Source organism: Sphingomonas immobilis (assembly GCF_030580995.1).
In the GTDB taxonomy this organism is placed as follows: Bacteria; Pseudomonadota; Alphaproteobacteria; order Sphingomonadales; family Sphingomonadaceae; genus Sphingomonas; species Sphingomonas immobilis.
Window position 1 is genome coordinate 113,379 of sequence record NZ_JAUQSZ010000006.1, and the last position, 16,359, is coordinate 129,737.

Below are 16,359 nucleotides of genomic sequence, written 5' to 3' on the forward strand. Positions count from 1 at the left end.
CGGATCAGAAGTCGATCCCGAGCAGGTCGAGCCGCTTGCGCAGCGTGTTGCGGTTGATCCCCAACGCCCGCGCCGCGCGCAACTGGTTGCGGCCGTGGCGCTCCAGCAGCGCCTCGATCAGCGGGCGCTCGACCTCGCCGATGATACGGTCATAGAGCGACCCGTCGTCGAGCGCGGCGGGCTCCTCGATCGCCATCCGCTCGAGCCGCGCGCGCACCGCGGCGGCGATGCCGGGATCGACCGCGGCGGGCGATGACGCCGTGGCGGCGCTGCCCAGCATCGCGCGCACTTCGTTGGCGTCGATCGTGTCGTCGCGGCTCAGCACCGCCATGCGGCGCATCATGTTCTCCAGCTCGCGGACGTTGCCGGGCCAGTCGTAGCCTTCCAGCACCGCGGTGGCGGGCGCGTCGAGCTGCTTGCGCGGCAGTCCGCCTTCCGCCGCACGGTCGAGGAAGTGTCGCGCGAGCAGCGCGATATCCTGTCGCCGCGCGCGCAGGGCGGGCAGCGAGATCGGCACGACGTTGAGCCGGTAGAACAGATCCTCGCGGAACCCCCCGTTTGCCACGAGCAGCGCGAGATCCTTGTTGGTCGCCGCCACGATGCGCACGTCGGCGCGGATCGTGCGCGCGCCGCCGACGGTGGTGAACTCGCCCGATTGCAACACGCGCAGCAGCCGCGTCTGCGCCTCCATCGGCATGTCGCCGATCTCGTCGAGGAAGAGCGTGCCGCCCGCTGCCTGCTCGAACCGCCCGGCAGAACGCGCCTGCGCGCCGGTGAAGGCGCCGCGCTCGTGCCCGAACAGCTCCGCCTCGATCAGCTCGCGGGGGATCGCCGCCATGTTGATCGCGACGAACGGCGCATGGCGGCGCGGGCCGAGATCGTGGATCGCGCGCGCGACCAGCTCCTTGCCGGTGCCCGACTCGCCCGACACCAGCACGGTGAGGTCGTTCGACACCACGCGCGCGATCACGCGGTAGACGTCCTGCATCGCCGGCGAGCGGCCGATCAGCGGCAGCTCGCGGTCGCCCTCGTCGATCGGCTCCGCCACACCCGCCGATCCCCGCGCCAACGCGCTCTGCACCGCACGCGCCAGCACATCGAGATCGAACGGCTTGGGCAGATATTCGAACGCCCCCACCTCGGTCGATCGCACCGCCGTCGTCAGCGTGTTCTGCGCCGACAGCACGATGACCGGGAGGCCAGGGTGCGCCTTCGTCACCCGCCCCACCATGTCGAGCCCGTTGCCGTCGGGCAGCACGACGTCGGAGATCAGCACGTCGGGCAGCCCGCTCGCCAGCCGCGCGTCGCATTCGCCCAGGCTTGCGGCAGTCGTCACGCGGTGTCCGTCGCGGCGCAGCGCCTGCGCGATGACGGTACGGATCGCATTGTCATCGTCGACGACGAGGATATTCCCGGTACGGTTCAAGCGGCGCCCCTCGGCAAGAGTATTCGGAAAACGGTCATCAGCGGCGATCCTTCGCGCGCGTACTGGACGATCCCGCCCATGTCGCGCACCAGCTTGTCGACCAGCGCGAGGCCGAGCCCCTGCCCCTCTGGCTTGCCCGAGATGAAGGGATCGAACAGGTGATCGGCGATCTCCTGCGGCGCGCCGGGGCCGTTGTCGATCACGCACAGCTCGATCGGCAAGGCCTGGCGCGGGCGCCCCGGTGCGGGGCTGACGGCCATGCCGTGGCGATAGGCGGTCGAGACGACGATGCGCGGATCGGCCTGCGCAGACACCGCCTCGCACCCGTTCTTCAGCAGGTTGAGCACAACCTGCAGCAGCGCATCACGGTCCGCCAGCACCGGCGGCAGCGAGGGATCGAACCGCTCCTCGATCGCGACACTGCGCCCGAACCCCGCGAGCGCGACGCGGCGGCCGTGATCAAGCAGCGGGTAGATGTTGTGCGGCTCCAGGTTGAGCGGTCGCGTGTCGGTGAAATCCTGCATCCGGTCGATCAGCGCGGCGATGCGATCGACCTCGGTGGTGATGAGCGCGGTCAGCCCGTCATCGCCCTTCACGCCCGACAGCAACTGCGCCGCACCACGGATGCCCGAGAGCGGGTTCTTGATCTCATGCGCCAGCATCGCCGCCGCGCCGATCGCCGCGCGCGCGCTGGCGGCGCGATCGGCGGAATGGCCCAGCCGGCGCGACTGCGCGGCGTGGTGCAGCGTGATCGTGCGCCAGCCCGGCCGGTCGGTCACGCGCGCCTCGAGATAATCGACCCGCACCCGCCCGCCCCGGCGCAGCGCGATCTCGGTGTCGAAGGCGGCGAACCCGCGTCCATCGCGGTCGCTCGGCTCGCGCGGCGGCTCGATCACGCTGTCGAGCTTCTGCCCCAGCATCGCGCGTTCGGAGAGGTTGAGCAAAGTCTCGCACTCGCCGTTGGCATAAGCGACGCGCGATTCGGGATCGATCACCATCACCGCGACCGGAAGCGTCGCGAAGAATTCGGCGAAACCCGGTTTCGCCCCGCCGGTCATACTCTCAAGACTCTGGGTCTCACGCCGCCGCGCGGCTCAGATAGGGCGCATAGAATTCTGCAAGCATCGCCAGCACGACCTTATGGTCGGCGATCTGGTTGACCTTGTTGCGGAACTCGGCCGATCCGTGCAGCCCGCGCGTGTACCAGCCGATATGCTTGCGCGCCATGTTGACGCCCGTCACGATGTCATAATGGTCGAGCATCGCTTCGTAATGCTCTTTGATCGCGTGATATTGTTCTTCGATCGTCGGATCGGGAACACGGTGGCCGCTGCGGAACCACTCCATCACCTGACCGAGCAGCCAGGGACGCCCATACGCGCCGCGCCCGATCATCACGCCGTCCGCGCCAGATTGCTCCAGCGCGGCCTCGGCATCCTCGATCGCGCAGATGTCGCCATTGGCGATCACCGGCACCGACACCGCGTTCTTGACGTTGCGGATGAACGCCCAGTCGGCGCTGCCCTTGTACATCTGGTTGCGCGTGCGGCCGTGGACAGTGACGAGCTTGACGCCGAGATCCTCGGCGATCTTCGCCAGTTCGGGCGCGTTGAGGCTCGAATGATCCCAGCCCATCCGCATCTTGAGCGTGACGGGCACGGTGACTGCATCGACCACGCCGCGGATGATCGCGCCGGCATTGTCGAGATCGCGCATCAGCGCCGATCCCGCGTCGCCGTTCGTCACCTTCCGAACCGGGCAGCCCATGTTGATGTCGATGATCGCAGCCCCGCGATCCTCCGAGAGCTTCGCCGCCTCGCCCATCTCATGGGGCGTGCAACCGACGAGCTGCATCGAGACCGGATCCTCGATCGGATGCCACGCTGCCTTCTGGATCGACTGGCGCGTCTCGCGGATCGCCGCCTGGCTCGCCACCATCTCCGTCACGTTGAGGCCCGAGCCATAGCGCCGCACGATCGTGCGGAACGGCATGTCGGTGACGCCGGTCATCGGCGCCAGGATCACCGGCTGGTCGATGCGGACATTGCCGACGGTAATGGGAGCAAGGGTGCGCGCGGTCACTTCTGGTCTGCCTGAAAAACAGGCAGCCTATAGGGGAGAGCGAGGCTGCCCGCAACACGCGTCATCCCAGCGAAAGTTGGGATCTCCCCGTGAAAGCGCGGGACAAGAGCCGCACGAGACCCCAGCTTTCGCTGGGGTGACGGAGGTGCTACGGGCCGCTCCCGATGTCCTCTCCTCCCCGCACCGCCGCGCTGATCGTCGCCGCAGGCCAGGGCCTGCGCAGCGGCAGCCCGCTTCCCAAGCAATATGCGCCGCTCGCCGGCAAGCCGATGCTGGCGCACTCCCACGCCGCGCTGTCGGCGCATCCCGGCATCCACAGCGTGCTGGTCGCGATCGGCGCGGATCAGGCGGCGATGCTGGAGGCGGCACTCGGCCCCGTCGCTCACGTCACCGGCGGCGCAGCGCGGCGCGACTCCGTGCGCGCCGGGCTGGAGGCGCTCGCCGCCGACGCGCCCGACTATGTGCTGATCCACGACGCCGCCCGCCCCTTCCTCTCCGCCGCCGTGATCGATCGCCTCATCGCCGCGCTGGATACCCACGAAGGCGCGATCCCCGCCCTGCCCGTCGCCGACACGCTCGTGCGCCGCTCGGGCGAGACGGTGCCGCGCGACGATCTCTACCGTGTCCAGACCCCGCAGGCGTTCCGCTTCGCCACCATCCTCGCCGCGCACCGCGACTGGCCCGCCGATGCCGAAGCGACCGACGATGCGCAGATGCTCGCCAAAAGCGGCTATGAGGTCGCAATCGTTCAAGGCGACTCGATGTTGGAAAAGATCACCCACCCCGAAGACTTCGCCGCCGCCGAGGCTCGCCACGGCGCGAACCTGCGCGTGCGCTCCGCCAGCGGTTACGACGTCCACCGCCTCGTTACCGGCGAGGATCTGTGGCTCGGGGGCGTGAAGATCGATCACGACAAGGGCCTGTCGGGGCACAGCGACGCCGACGTCGCGCTCCATGCCATCACCGATGCCCTGCTCGGCACGATCGGCGACGGCGACATCGGCATGCATTTCCCGCCCAGTGACCCGCAGTGGCGCGGGGCAAACTCCGCGCAATTCCTCCAGCACGCGGCCTCGCTGATCGCGAAACGCGGCGGCGTGGTCGATTTCGTCGATCTCACCATCATCTGCGAGGCGCCCAAGATCGGCCCGCACCGCGAGGCGATGCGCGCCCGCATCGCCGATCTGCTGGTGCTGAAACCCGGCCAGGTCAGTGTCAAGGCGACCACAACCGAGAAGCTCGGCTTCACCGGCCGCGGCGAGGGCATCGCCGCGCAGGCGGTCGCGACCGTGCGGGTGCCGGAGGCATGATGCGCACCCTCTTTGCCGTCCTCGCCGCCTGTGCCCTCTCCACGCACGCCAGCGCGCAGACGTTGCAGGCGCGCGAATGCCTGACCGCGCCCGAGGCGGAGGCGTTGCTCATCACCGTCATTCCCGACGCGCTGACCGAGGTGAGCCGCACCTGCGCCGCGCAGCTCCCCGCTGGCGCGCTGCTCCGCACGCCGGAGCGCAGCTTCGGCCAGACCTACCGCGACCTTGCCGACGCGAGTTGGCCCGCGACCCGCCGCGCGCTTGCGAAGATGCTCCCGCCCGATGCCGCGCCGATGCTCGACAACGATCTCGCGCGGCTGATGCTGATCTCGGTCGCGGGCCCCATCGTCGCCAAGCAGGTCAAGCCTGCCGATTGCGGCCCCGCCAACCGCTTCCTGACGATGATCGCGCCGCTGCCGCCGAAGAACGCCGCCGCCGCCATCGTCGCCGCCCTGCAGATCGCGGGCGTCGACCGAAAGAACGGGCAAAAGGCGCCCGCCATCCCTATCTGTGCGTTCGAAAGCAAATGACCACCGATTCCATCCTCCCCGAGGAGATCCTCGCCGCCGCCCGCCGCGCGGTCGACGCCAACCGCGCCGCCGGCCGCACCTTCGCGCTGGCCGAGAGCTGCACCGGCGGGCTCGTCGCCGCGGCGATCACCGAGATACCGGGTTCGTCCGACGTGTTCGAACGCGGCTTCGTTACCTATTCGAACGAGGCGAAGATCGAGATGATCAACGTCAGCGCCGACGTGCTCGATACCTTCGGCGCGGTCTCGATCGCGACCGCATGGAGCATGGCGCAGGGCGCGCTGGAAGCGAGCGGCGCGGATATCGCCATCGCCATCACCGGCGTCGCGGGCCCCGATGGCGGCACCGAGAAGAAGCCGGTCGGCACCGTCGTGTTCGCCCGCGCGGAGAAGGGCGCCGATCCCCAGCACGTCGTCGCCGATCGCAAGGAATTCGGCGATCTCGGCCGCGGCGGCGTGCGTTTTCAGGCGGTGCTGTGCGCGCTCGAACTGCTGCTGCCCTCGCATGACGGCGGCGACGGGCTGGACGGCGACGCATAGAGCGCGGCGGCGCGCTCCTCGAACGCGCCGATCATCTTCCGCAGCGCGACGCCGAACACCTGCCCCGCCAGCATCTCGAACATCCGGTTCTTGAAGGCGAAATCGACCGTGAAATCGACCGCGCAGCCGTCGCCTTCGGCGCGGAACACCCAGTCGTTGCGCAGATATTTGAGCGGCCCGTCGAGATATTCGACATGGACCTTGCCCGGCCGCTGCTTGTCGACCTTCGACGTGAAGGTCTCGCGCAGGCCCTTGAAGCCGACGATCATGTCCGCGACCATCTGCGTCTCGCTGTCCGACCGCACGCGGATCGCCGTCACCCACGGCAGGAACTCCGGGTAACGCCGCACATCGGCGACGAGATCGAACATCTGCGCCGAGGTGTACGGCAAGCGGCGCGTTTCGGCGTGCTTAGGCATGAGCCGTCGCCCCGGCGGAGGCCGGGGCCGCCGTGTTCGAGGCACCGCATTCGCCAACCATCCTAACGGCCCCGGCCTCCGCCGGGGCGACGAAAACGCGCGACGTCACGCCCCGACCTTCGCCAGCTTCGCCTCCCGCGCCGCGCGCAGGCGGGCGAAATCGTCGCCGGCATGATAGCTCGAGCGCGTCAGCGGCGAGCTCGCCACCAGCAGAAACCCCTTCGCGCGCGCAATCGAAGCATAGGCATCGAACGCCTTCGGGGTCACGAAATCCTGCACCTTGGCGTGGCGCGGCGTCGGCTGGAGATACTGGCCCATCGTCAGGAAATCGATGTCGGCGCTGCGCATGTCGTCCATCACCTGATGCACCTCCAGCCGCTCCTCGCCGAGCCCGAGCATCACGCCCGATTTGGTGAAGATCGACGGATCGTGCCGCTTCACGCTCTCCAGCAGCCGCAGCGACGCATAATAGCGCGCGCCCGGCCGGATCGTCGGATACAGCCGCGGCACGGTCTCGAGGTTGTGGTTGTAGACGTCGGGCCGCGCCGCCACGATCGACTCGACGGCGGCCTGCGCCTTGTTGCGGAAATCGGGCGTCAGGATCTCGATGGTCGTGTTCGGCGTCGTGCGGCGCAGCGCCTCGATCACCTTGACGAACTGCGACGCGCCGCCATCGGGCAGGTCGTCGCGATCGACCGAGGTGATGACGATATGCTCCAGCCCCATCTCGGCGCAGGCATCCGCCAGATTCTGCGGTTCGTTCCTGTCGACCGCGCGCGGCATGCCCGTCTTGACGTTGCAGAAGGCGCAGGCGCGCGTGCAGGTGTCGCCCAGAATCATCACCGTCGCGTGCTTCTTGGTCCAGCACTCGCCGATATTGGGGCAGGCCGCTTCCTCGCACACCGTGGCAAGGCCCTTGCGGCGCATCAGATCCTTGGTCTCCTCGAACGCCTTGCCCATCGGCGCCTTCACGCGGATCCAGTCGGGCTTGCGCTGGCGTTCAGGCCGGGCGATGGGAGTGATCTCGTTCATGCCTTTGCATCTAGCGACGCCTTGATGCCGATACAACTCGCGCTAAGGAGCACCTCATGACCGATTTTTCCGATCTGCTCGATGGCTATCAACGCTTCCGCACCAGCGAATACCGCCGCCACCGCGAACGGTGGGACGAACTCTCCGAGGGCCAGAGCCCGCGCGTGATGGTGATCGCCTGCTCCGACAGCCGCGTCGATCCCGCGCAGATCTTCGATACCGTGCCCGGCGAGATCTTCGTCGTGCGCAACGTCGCCAATCTCGTACCGCCGTTCGAGGACGATGCGGGACGCCACGGCGTCTCCGCCGCGCTCGAATTTGCCGTCACCCAGCTCGAAGTGCCCGAGATCGTCGTGCTCGGCCACGGCAAGTGCGGCGGTGTCGGCGCGGCGCTCTCCCGGCGCTTCAAGCACGCGGCACCCGGCCACGGCGGCTTCATCGGCCACTGGGTCGACATGCTCGACGACGCGCGCGACCGTATCGTCGCCGATCACGGCACCGGGCCGGAGGCGATCCGCGCACTCGAGCATGAGACCGTCCGCGTCAGCCTCGCGAACCTGCGCACCTTCCCCTTCGTGCAGGCAGGCGAGTCGGCCGGCAAGCTCAAGCTCCACGGCGCCTATTTCGCGATCAGCGACGGCATCCTGCACGTGCTGGGCCAGGACGGCACGTTCGCCGCAGCCTGACGGAAACGCCCGTGTGGTCCGACATTCGCGATGTCTACCGCGCCGCCGGGGCCTTCGCGCTAGCCTGCCCGCTGCTGTTCCTGATCCCGCCGCTGTGCGAGATGCTTCAGCACGTCGTCGAATACCGGATCGGCATGTACGACAGCCTCGCCGCGTTCAAGGCGGTGGCGAACGACAACAGCCGCATGGGCTTCGGCATCCTGAAAGTCGTCGCGACGCTCCTGCCCGGCTATTGGTTCACCCGTTTCATGGGCAACGGCCATGATGTCCGCGCGGCGCACGATTTCCGCGCATTCGGCTGGTGGGGGCTGGTGATGCTGGTCAGCCTCCTCCTCACCGCGACCGGCCTGTTCCTCGGCGATATCCTCGCCCCGCTGCATCTCGGCAAGCAGGCGGCGACGTTCGTCGGCGCGGGCTACAACATCGCCACCGCCGTGCTCGGCATCTATCTCACCGCCTGGGGCGTCGCCTGGGCGCTCGGCAACCGCGCGATCGGGCCGCGCGGCTCGATCCGCATCATGGCGGGCTCGTTCTGGCGGACGATCGGATACGTCATCGCCGGCGCGCTGCCGCTGATGATCGTGCATTATGCGCTGGGTTACGGCGCGCTCGGGCGGCCGCCCGCGCTGCTCTGGCCGATGCTGACGCTCGATGCGCTGGTCGTCGGCTTGCTCGCGCTCACGCTGGCGGGTGCCTCCTTCGTCGCCGCGCGCCACGCCGCCGCCAAGAAGCAGGTGTCGCTGGCTTAGGATTCGTCGGGGATCGTCAGCGTCGCGGTCGCGGGATCGTCGTCCTCCAGCCCCGGCGCCACGCCGCGATGCACACGCACCCCGCCCGAGATCCGCACCGATTTCGCACCCGGAGAGGAGACGGCCACCGCCGCCTTGGCCGCGGGTTCGCCCGGCGCAGATACCGCCTTGGCAGGCGCAGCGCGGAAGATCGTCACGCCGGCGACCTGCTGGATGCCGCTGCTCGGCCGCTCCGACTGGTCCATGCCCGACGCCGCGAGGTAGGACGTGCCGCGATCGGGCACGCTCTCGGAGCCCGAATAGCCCTGCCGGAACGCCAGCGACCGCTCCATCGCGCCCTTCCACTGGTAGAAGATATGCGCGCCGATCTGCGTCACCTGCTTCATGCTCGCCGCCCACCACGGGTTGACGTAATTCGCATGATAGAAGGTCGCCGATCCGACCGGCGCATAGACCGCCCCGGACAAAGCCTCGCTGGCGATGCCCTGCGCGCGCGCCCAGGCGGTCGGCTGGATGGGGTGATCCATCGATCCGTCGCAGGTGAAGCTGAACTGGCAGCCGGTGCGCCGGTTCGATCCCTGATAGACGACGCCGCACACGCTCGGCGGGAAAGCGCGGTCACGGACGCGGTTGAGCACGACCTGCGCCACCGCCCGCTCGCCGTCGTCGGTCTGCGAACGCGCCTCGTAATAGACCGCCGCCGTCAGACATTCGAGCGCGCGGCCCGCATCGTCGGGACTCGCCGAGGCGAGGGTGAACGACGGCGCGGCGCTGGCGGTGGTCGTGATCGCGAGGCCACCGTCCTCGGGATCGTTCAGCGCGATATCGCCGACGTCCTTGGGGATGTTGAGGTCGAGCTTCTTGAGCAGATCGGGCGCGCGGACAATCGGCGGAATGTCCATCACCACCTGCACCGGCCGCGGCTTCGCACAGCCGCTCACGAAGAGCAGCGCGATCAGCGCGATGAGCAGGCGTGCGTACATGAAAGTCCGGGCGCGGTTGTCGACGCTGCCCGCTGTACCGCCCAAGCCTTAGGCTTTGGTTAAGGACGCCAGTCACCCTCACCCTTCCCACCCGGCTGCGCCGGGCGGGCCCCCTCCCTCTCCCATTGGGAGAGGGAGGGAGGAGCGAAGCGACGGAAGGGTGAGGAATAGGCTATATCCCCAAGGCCTCCCGCGCGATCTTCTCCACCGCCGGGTCCAGTTCCGGCGGCGTCATGTCCACCCCGGCCTCCAGCGCGTCCGCGATCGCCGTCAGCGCGGCGATGCGGGCGGATTTCTTGTCGTTGCCGTCGATGATCGTCCACCCGGCCCAGCGCGTGTCGGTGCGCGCGAACATCTCGTGCATCGCCTTCAAATAGTCCTTGCGCTTCGCCCGGTTGCGATAATCGTCCGCCCCGGTTTTCCAGCGCTTCCACGGATGCTCCAGCCGCGCGGCCAGGCGCTTGTCCTGCTCCTTCTGTGTCACATGGACGAACAGCTTGACGATGGTCGTGCCCGAATCCGCCTGCTGCGCCTCGAACTCGTTGATCTCGTCATAGCCGCGCTTCCACTCGGCCTCGGATGCATAGCCCTCGACCCGCTCGACCAGCACGCGCCCGTACCAGCTCCGGTCGAACACGGCGATATCGCCATTGGCCGGAAGTCGCCGCCAGAAACGCCAGAGGAAATGCCGGTCGCGTTCCTCCTCGGTCGGTGCCTTGATCGGCCAGACCTCGAAATTGCGCGGATCCCATTCCGCGGTCAGCCGCTGGATGACGCCGCCCTTGCCCGCCGCGTCCCAGCCCTCGAACAGCACGATCGCGCGCTTCTTGTGGACGATATGCGCGACCTGGATATGCGCCAGCCGCTTCTGCAGCTTCTCCAGCGCGTCCTTGTAGTCGCCGTCATATTTGGCACCGGCTTCGAATTTCTTGAGATCGATCGACATGGCGCGACCCTAAAGCGGATCGCGCCATGCTCAAAGGCTCAATAGCCGACGGTGAAACGCTCGCGGCTGTGCTTCGGGCTCTCGATCTCGTCGGCCATCGCGATCGCATAATCGGCGAAGCTGATGAAGCTGATGCCCTCGGCATCGTGCAGCAGGTCATCCTTGCCGCTGCGATAGCCGCCGGTACGCGGGCCGGTGTCGAACAGCATCGACGGCGACAGGAAGGTCCAGTCGAGCCCCTCGCTCGCCTTCAGCAGGTCGAGAAAGGCGATCCCCGCCCCCGCCTCGGCGCGGTACGCCTCGGGAAAATGAGCGGAGTCGAACAGGCGCTTGCCGTCTGCGGTGCGCAGGCTCGCGGCACCGCCCACGACGAGCAGGCGCGGCACGCCCGACGCCGTGACCGCACCGATCATCGCGGCGGCATCGGTATCCGCGAAGCGCCTCGCGGTGACGACGGCGTCCTGCCCGCGCAGGGCTTCGCTCAGCGCGGCGCTATCGGCGGCATCGAGCGCGAGCGGCGTCACACGCTCCGCCGCCTCGCCCGGTTTGCGTGCGATCGCAAGCACCTCGTGCCCGCGCCGCGCCAGCTCGCCGACGATCTCCGACCCCGCACGCCCCGTCGCGCCGACCACTGCTACCTTCATTGATGCCTCCATCGTTATGCGCCGGAACTAGGGATCGGGCGTCACGAGGATAAGGGCCCGCACGGAAATCCTGCGTTTCAGGGATGAAGCCTTTGTTTACCATGATCGCCTAGACCCGCCCCATGCAGCCGGTCGCCTTCGATCCCGCCTTCGCGCGCCATCTCGAGGCGCTCGGCCTCGCCATCGGCCCGGTCGGCGTGAAGCACGTCCATCCCGAAACCGAACTCGAAGGCCCGGTGTCGATCTACGGCGCGGATATCTGGCGTGACCGGGTGAGCATCGGCGCGTTCAGCTACGTCTGCCCCGGCAGTATCGTCGCGGGCGCGACAGTCGGCCGCTACTGCTCGATCGCGGAAGGGGTGCAGATCGGCATGACCGGCCATCCGACCGACTGGCTGACCACCTCGCCCCTTTCCTACGCGCCCGATTTCCTCAATTTCGAGCGCCACTTCGCCACCTGGCTGCCCGAATGGCGCCGCGGCCTCGCGCTCCATGATTTCGAGATGCGCCCGCACACGAACATCGGCAACGACGTCTGGATCGGCGCGAGCGTTTACATAAAGGACGGCGTCACCATCGGCGACGGTGCGATCATCGGCGCGCACAGCGTCGTGACAAAGGACGTCCCGGCCTATGCGATCGTCGTCGGCAATCCCGCCCGCGTCCTGCGATACCGCTTCCCGGACGCCCTGATCGAACGCCTCGCCGCGCTACGCTGGTGGGACTATGCCATCCTCGATTTCGAAGGTTGGGACGTCCGCGACGTTCCCGGTGCCGTCTCCGCGCTCGAGGACGCCGTCGCCGCCGGCGCGGTCGCGCCCTACGCGCCGCAGCCGGTCAACCTCGTCGACGAATGGACCTGTTTCCGAGAGGCGGGACAGGCCGCCTGACGCCTCAGGCCTTCACGTCCAGCTTCAAATTCAGCTCCTTGAGCTGCTTCGGCGTCGCGAAGTTCGGTGCGCCCATCATCAGATCCTCGGCCTTCTGCGTCATGGGGAAGGTGATGACCTCGCGGATGTTGGGCTCGTCGGCCAGCAGCATGACGATGCGGTCGACACCCGGCGCGGAACCGCCATGCGGCGGCGCGCCGCACTTGAAGGCGTTGATCATGCCCGCGAAGTTCGTATCGACCTCGGCCTGCGTATAGCCCGCGATCTCGAACGCCTTGTACATGATCTCCGGCTTGTGATTCCGGATTGCACCCGACGACAGCTCGATGCCGTTGCAGACGATATCGTACTGGAAGGCGAGGATATCGAGCGGGTCCATCGTCTCCAGCGCGCCCATCTCGCCCTGCGGCATGGAGAAGGGGTTGTGGCTGAAATCGACCTTCTTCAGATCCTCGTCATATTCGAACATCGGGAAATCGACGATCCAGCAGAATTCGAAGCGGTTCTGGTCAATGAGCCCAAGCTGCTCCGCCACGCGCGTGCGCGCCAGCCCCGCGAGCTTCGCCGCCTGCGCTTCCTTGCCCGCCGAGAAGAAGATGCCGTCGTTCGGGCCGATGCCGAGCGCGTCGGCGATCGCCTTCATGCCCTCCTGCCCGTGGTTGTTGGCGATGGGCCCGCCGAACACGCCGTCCTTCTGCGTCGCATAGCCGAGGCCGGGGAAACCCTCGCCCTGCGCCCAGCTATTCATCTCGTCGAAGAATTTCCGCGACTTCTCCGCCGTGCCCGGCGCCGGGATCGCGCGTACGACATCGCCGCCCTCGACCATCGACGCGAACCGCCCGAAGCCCGAACCACGGAAATGCTCCGACACGTCGGTGATCACGATCGGGTTGCGCAGATCGGGCTTGTCGTTGCCGTATTTCAGCATCGATTCGCGGTAGGGGATGCGCTGGAACGGCAACGCCGAAACCTTCCGCCCCTTGCCCTGCCAGTCGGCGAACTCCTCAAACACGCCGTGCAGCACCGGCTCGATCGCGGCGAACACGTCCTCTTGGGTCACATAGCTCATCTCGAAATCGAGCTGGTAGAACTCGCCCGGCGAGCGGTCGGCGCGCGCATCCTCGTCGCGGAAGCACGGCGCAATCTGGAAATAGCGGTCGAAGCCCGCCACCATCAGCAGCTGCTTGAACATCTGCGGCGCCTGCGGCAGCGCGTAGAACTTGCCCGGATGCACTCGGCTCGGCACCAGATAGTCGCGCGCGCCCTCGGGGCTGCTCGCGGTCAGGATCGGCGTCTGGAACTCGGTGAAGCCCTGCCCGATCATCCGCTGCCGCAGCGACGAGATCACCTGCGAGCGCAGCATGATGTTGGCATGAACCTTCTCGCGCCGCAGATCGAGGAAGCGGTAGCGCAGGCGGATATCCTCGGGATATTCGTTCTCGCCGAACACCGGCATCGGCAGCTCGTGCGCGGCCGATTGCACCACGACCTCGCGCGCGCGGATCTCGATCTCGCCCGAGGGCAGGTTGGCGTTCACCGTCTCCGCGGAGCGCGCCACCACGTCGCCGGTGATCGTCACCACGCTCTCCGCGCGCAGCTTGTCGAGCTGGGCGTGCGTCGGGCTGTCGCTGTCGGTCACGATCTGGGTGATGCCGTAATGGTCGCGCAGATCGACGAACAGCAGGTTGCCGTGGTCGCGCTTGCGGTGGACCCACCCGCTGAGCTTCACCGAAGTGCCGACGTCGGCGGCGCGGAGCTGGGCGCAAGTGTGCGTGCGATAGGCGTGCATGACCAAAACTTCTCTCAATCGTCACCCCAGCGAAAGCTGGGGTCTTGTGCGGCAAGGGCGGTGCGCCAGCCCCACGAGATGCCAGCTTTCGCTGGCATGACGGACGTTGGCGGGAACGGCGCGCACTCCCTTCCCGCAGCACCTTTGTCAACCCGCGCAACCCTCGCTATGGGGTCGAGATGCATATCCACCCCCTGATTACCGACAGCGCGACGCTCGCCAATCTCTGCGCCCGCCTCGCCGAAGCCGACTTCGTCTGCGTCGATACCGAGTTCATGCGCGAGAATACCTTCTGGCCGGAGCTGTGCCTCATCCAGATCGCCGACGAGAACGAGGCCGCCGCGATCGATCCGATGGCCCCCGGCCTCGACATGCAGCCGCTGCTCGATCTGCTGGTGAAGAACGAGGATGTGCTCAAGGTCTTTCACGCCGGCGGGCAGGATCTGGAGATCGTCTACAACCTCACCGGCAAGACGCCCTACCCGCTGTTCGACACGCAGATCGCGGCGATGGCGCTCGGTCAGGGCGAGCAGATCGGCTATTCGAACCTCGTCGACGCCTATCTCGGCATCGTCGTCGACAAGGGCGCGCGCTTCACCGACTGGTCGCGCCGCCCGCTCGATGCGCGCCAGATCGAATATGCCATCGGCGACGTGACGCATCTCGCCAAGATCTTCCCCAAGATGCTGGCGAAGCTGCGCAAGACCGGGCGCGGCGCGTGGCTCGATATCGAGATGGAGCGCATCGGCGATCCCGCCAATTACGCCAACGACCCCGACGAGGCGTGGCGCCGCATCCGCATCCCCGGCCGCAAGCCCGACGTGCTCGGCCGCCTCAAGGCGCTGGCGAAGTGGCGCGAGCTCGAGGCGCAGGGCAAGAACCTGCCGCGCGGCCGCATCGTCAAGGACGAGACCATCGCCGACATCGCCGGCCACCCGCCGCGCAAGCAGGCCGATCTCGCCAAGGTCCGTGGCCTCTCCGCCACCTGGGCCGGCAACGATATCGGCGCGCGCATGATGGCCGCGCTGGAAAGCGCCGAGCCGATGAGCGCCGACGAAATGCCCGCTCGCGACGATCGCAAGCCGGGGCTGGGCAAGGACGGCGCGCTGGTCGCCGATCTCCTCAAACTCCTCCTCAAGATCCGCTCGCGAGACATTGATGTCGCGGCAAGATTGCTCGCCCGCGGCGACGATCTCGATGCGCTGGCGGCGGGCCAGCGCGAAGGCCTCGCGATCCTCGAAGGCTGGCGCTACGACCAGTTCGGCAAGGACGCGCTCGATCTGGTCGAGGGCCGCCTGGCCTTCGCGGTGATCGGCGGCAAGCTCAAGATGACGCGGACCGAGGATGTTGTGGAGGGGTAATCGCCCACCCGTCACCCCGGCCGGGGCCCACTAAATCGTTTGCTCGACCGAACGGCTTAGTTGCGATGCTTATAGCAAAGGGACACAATCTATCCAGGTTGGCGGACGAGGACTATGGCTCGGGTGAAAACATCATCCATATATACGCCCGTATCCGTATAGCAGTAATTCCAACGCTCCTGATTGATTCGTAGTTTTTCCCCTTGCCTTTTGACGTACCAGATGCCCGTTGAACCTTGTTCATCGCCCTGATCGTTTGGTCCGAGCTGAGATACCAGCCAGTTATTTGAATCTTTTTCCCAGGCCGAGTATGCGATTTGACCTTCAAAATCGCGTGAGGCGTCTTTTATCGCTTTCGTATAGTCGCCCCCCCCGCCGTAGATAAGTCCCTCGATGCCACACGTCGCCGCACCGCGCGGCTGTTTCTCAGCATTTAACGATGTGACTGTGGAGAGACGCGCGCCGTCCTTAGTCTGCGTGACCGCCGCATATCCGATAAGCGTTCCGGTTTTGTCAGGCTGAACGTAGATATCGCAACGCGATGGCGCGTGCTCGGGTGGCACGTCGAGCGTGCAAGCTACTTGAGCATACTTGGCTAAGTCGCCATCGACCATTTTGAGGTCGCTATTCTGCGGCAAATCCTGAGATTTTAGATCTCCGACGCGATCAACCTTGTAGGCAACACCCTGCGGCGACTTATAAATCTCGTTGGCAGGTGATGAGACAGCGTGGCGTGAATTTTGGTTTCCATCAATTGGCGAAGCACCACAAGAGGATAACCCTAAGACAGCAAGCGCATTTAACCAAGTCGCTCTCATCCAATCCCCCTGTCCTACACGCCTCGCCTCTGCCACACCCGACGCTCGCTCTTTCAAATCGCCAGAATCGGTGCGGTTCCGGAAACGATCGATGCCGATAGTTTCCGATCAGGTGTCAATCGTGTCAACCACGCGTGCTCTTCGGCACAGCACCG

General features: G+C 66.9%; 17 protein-coding genes. 7 read left to right on the forward strand and 10 right to left on the reverse strand.

Translation table 11 applies throughout. The annotated features are described in order from the left end of the window. Positions 1-4: 4 nt before the first annotated feature. From ntrC to dusB, 3 genes are read right to left on the reverse strand one after another with little or no spacing between them, the layout of a single operon-like run. On the reverse strand, positions 5-1,426 hold the full coding sequence (gene ntrC / locus Q5H94_RS10285; protein ID WP_304561173.1) for a nitrogen regulation protein NR(I): 1,422 nt from the start codon (positions 1,424-1,426) through the stop codon (positions 5-7). Beyond that, positions 1,423-2,484, reverse strand: coding sequence for a two-component system sensor histidine kinase NtrB (locus Q5H94_RS10290; protein WP_304561174.1), 1,062 nt, complete (start codon positions 2,482-2,484; stop codon positions 1,423-1,425). Before Q5H94_RS10290 ends, ntrC begins: the two co-directional genes overlap by 4 nt. A gap of 19 nt (positions 2,485-2,503) precedes the next feature. Next, a complete protein-coding gene (gene dusB, locus Q5H94_RS10295; protein WP_431312155.1) occupies positions 2,504-3,508 on the reverse strand; it encodes a tRNA dihydrouridine synthase DusB in 1,005 nt (334 codons plus the stop codon). A 164-nt stretch (positions 3,509-3,672) separates the two neighbouring features. On the opposite strand from dusB, the gene Q5H94_RS10300 reads away from it, so the two are divergent. The 3 genes from Q5H94_RS10300 to Q5H94_RS10310 are packed head-to-tail and all read left to right on the forward strand — an operon-like array spanning position 3,673 to position 5,887. Beyond that, complete coding sequence (locus tag Q5H94_RS10300) at positions 3,673-4,818, forward strand: bifunctional 2-C-methyl-D-erythritol 4-phosphate cytidylyltransferase/2-C-methyl-D-erythritol 2,4-cyclodiphosphate synthase (RefSeq protein WP_304561175.1); 1,146 nt, start codon at positions 3,673-3,675, stop codon at positions 4,816-4,818. Further along, entirely contained in the window at positions 4,818-5,348 is a 531-nt protein-coding gene (locus Q5H94_RS10305) for a hypothetical protein (protein WP_304561176.1), read from the forward strand. Before Q5H94_RS10300 ends, Q5H94_RS10305 begins: the two co-directional genes overlap by 1 nt. After that, positions 5,345-5,887 carry a CinA family protein gene (locus tag Q5H94_RS10310; RefSeq protein WP_304561177.1) on the forward strand — a complete coding sequence of 181 codons (543 nt, stop codon included), beginning with the start codon at positions 5,345-5,347 and terminating at the stop codon, positions 5,885-5,887. Before Q5H94_RS10305 ends, Q5H94_RS10310 begins: the two co-directional genes overlap by 4 nt. On the opposite strand, the gene Q5H94_RS10315 is transcribed toward Q5H94_RS10310, so the two are convergent. Further along, entirely contained in the window at positions 5,812-6,306 is a 495-nt protein-coding gene (locus Q5H94_RS10315) for a type II toxin-antitoxin system RatA family toxin (protein ID WP_304561178.1), read from the reverse strand. The genes Q5H94_RS10310 and Q5H94_RS10315 overlap by 76 nt on opposite strands. A gap of 105 nt (positions 6,307-6,411) precedes the next feature. Then, on the reverse strand, positions 6,412-7,338 hold the full coding sequence (gene lipA, locus Q5H94_RS10320) for a lipoyl synthase (RefSeq protein ID WP_304561179.1): 927 nt from the start codon (positions 7,336-7,338) through the stop codon (positions 6,412-6,414). Positions 7,339-7,394: 56 nt separating this feature from the next. On the opposite strand from lipA, the gene Q5H94_RS10325 reads away from it, so the two are divergent. Both Q5H94_RS10325 and Q5H94_RS10330 read left to right on the forward strand, forming a co-directional pair. Further along, positions 7,395-8,024 carry a carbonic anhydrase gene (locus tag Q5H94_RS10325; RefSeq protein ID WP_304561180.1) on the forward strand — a complete coding sequence of 210 codons (630 nt, stop codon included), beginning with the start codon at positions 7,395-7,397 and terminating at the stop codon, positions 8,022-8,024. Positions 8,025-8,035: 11 nt separating this feature from the next. Continuing rightward, positions 8,036-8,773 (forward strand): hypothetical protein, encoded by a 738-nt coding sequence (locus Q5H94_RS10330; RefSeq protein WP_304561181.1) that lies wholly within the window; start codon positions 8,036-8,038, stop codon positions 8,771-8,773. On the opposite strand, the gene Q5H94_RS10335 is transcribed toward Q5H94_RS10330, so the two are convergent. The 3 genes from Q5H94_RS10335 to Q5H94_RS10345 form a co-directional block, all read right to left on the reverse strand. Continuing rightward, positions 8,770-9,756, reverse strand: a complete 987-nt coding sequence (locus tag Q5H94_RS10335) for a cell wall hydrolase (protein ID WP_304561182.1) — start codon at positions 9,754-9,756, stop codon at positions 8,770-8,772. The genes Q5H94_RS10330 and Q5H94_RS10335 overlap by 4 nt on opposite strands. A 172-nt stretch (positions 9,757-9,928) precedes the next feature. After that, a complete protein-coding gene (locus Q5H94_RS10340; protein WP_304561183.1) occupies positions 9,929-10,702 on the reverse strand; it encodes a polyphosphate kinase 2 family protein in 774 nt (257 codons plus the stop codon). Between the two features lie 38 nt (positions 10,703-10,740). Next, positions 10,741-11,346, reverse strand: coding sequence for an NAD(P)-dependent oxidoreductase (locus Q5H94_RS10345; protein WP_304561184.1), 606 nt, complete (start codon positions 11,344-11,346; stop codon positions 10,741-10,743). 122 nt (positions 11,347-11,468) lie between these two features. On the opposite strand from Q5H94_RS10345, the gene Q5H94_RS10350 reads away from it, so the two are divergent. Continuing rightward, positions 11,469-12,236, forward strand: a complete 768-nt coding sequence (locus Q5H94_RS10350; protein ID WP_304561185.1) for a CatB-related O-acetyltransferase — start codon at positions 11,469-11,471, stop codon at positions 12,234-12,236. 4 nt (positions 12,237-12,240) lie between these two features. On the opposite strand, the gene aspS is transcribed toward Q5H94_RS10350, so the two are convergent. After that, a complete protein-coding gene (gene aspS, locus Q5H94_RS10355; RefSeq protein ID WP_304561186.1) occupies positions 12,241-14,025 on the reverse strand; it encodes an aspartate--tRNA ligase in 1,785 nt (594 codons plus the stop codon). Between the two features lie 179 nt (positions 14,026-14,204). Here aspS and rnd point away from each other — a divergent pair, with 179 nt between their 5' ends. Beyond that, positions 14,205-15,386, forward strand: a complete 1,182-nt coding sequence (rnd, locus tag Q5H94_RS10360) for a ribonuclease D (RefSeq protein WP_304561187.1) — start codon at positions 14,205-14,207, stop codon at positions 15,384-15,386. Positions 15,387-15,475: 89 nt separating this feature from the next. On the opposite strand, the gene Q5H94_RS10365 is transcribed toward rnd, so the two are convergent. After that, positions 15,476-16,204: a hypothetical protein gene (locus Q5H94_RS10365; RefSeq protein ID WP_304561188.1), complete on the reverse strand. Its 729-nt coding sequence runs from the start codon at positions 16,202-16,204 to the stop codon at positions 15,476-15,478. Between the last annotated feature and the right edge of the window lie 155 nt (positions 16,205-16,359).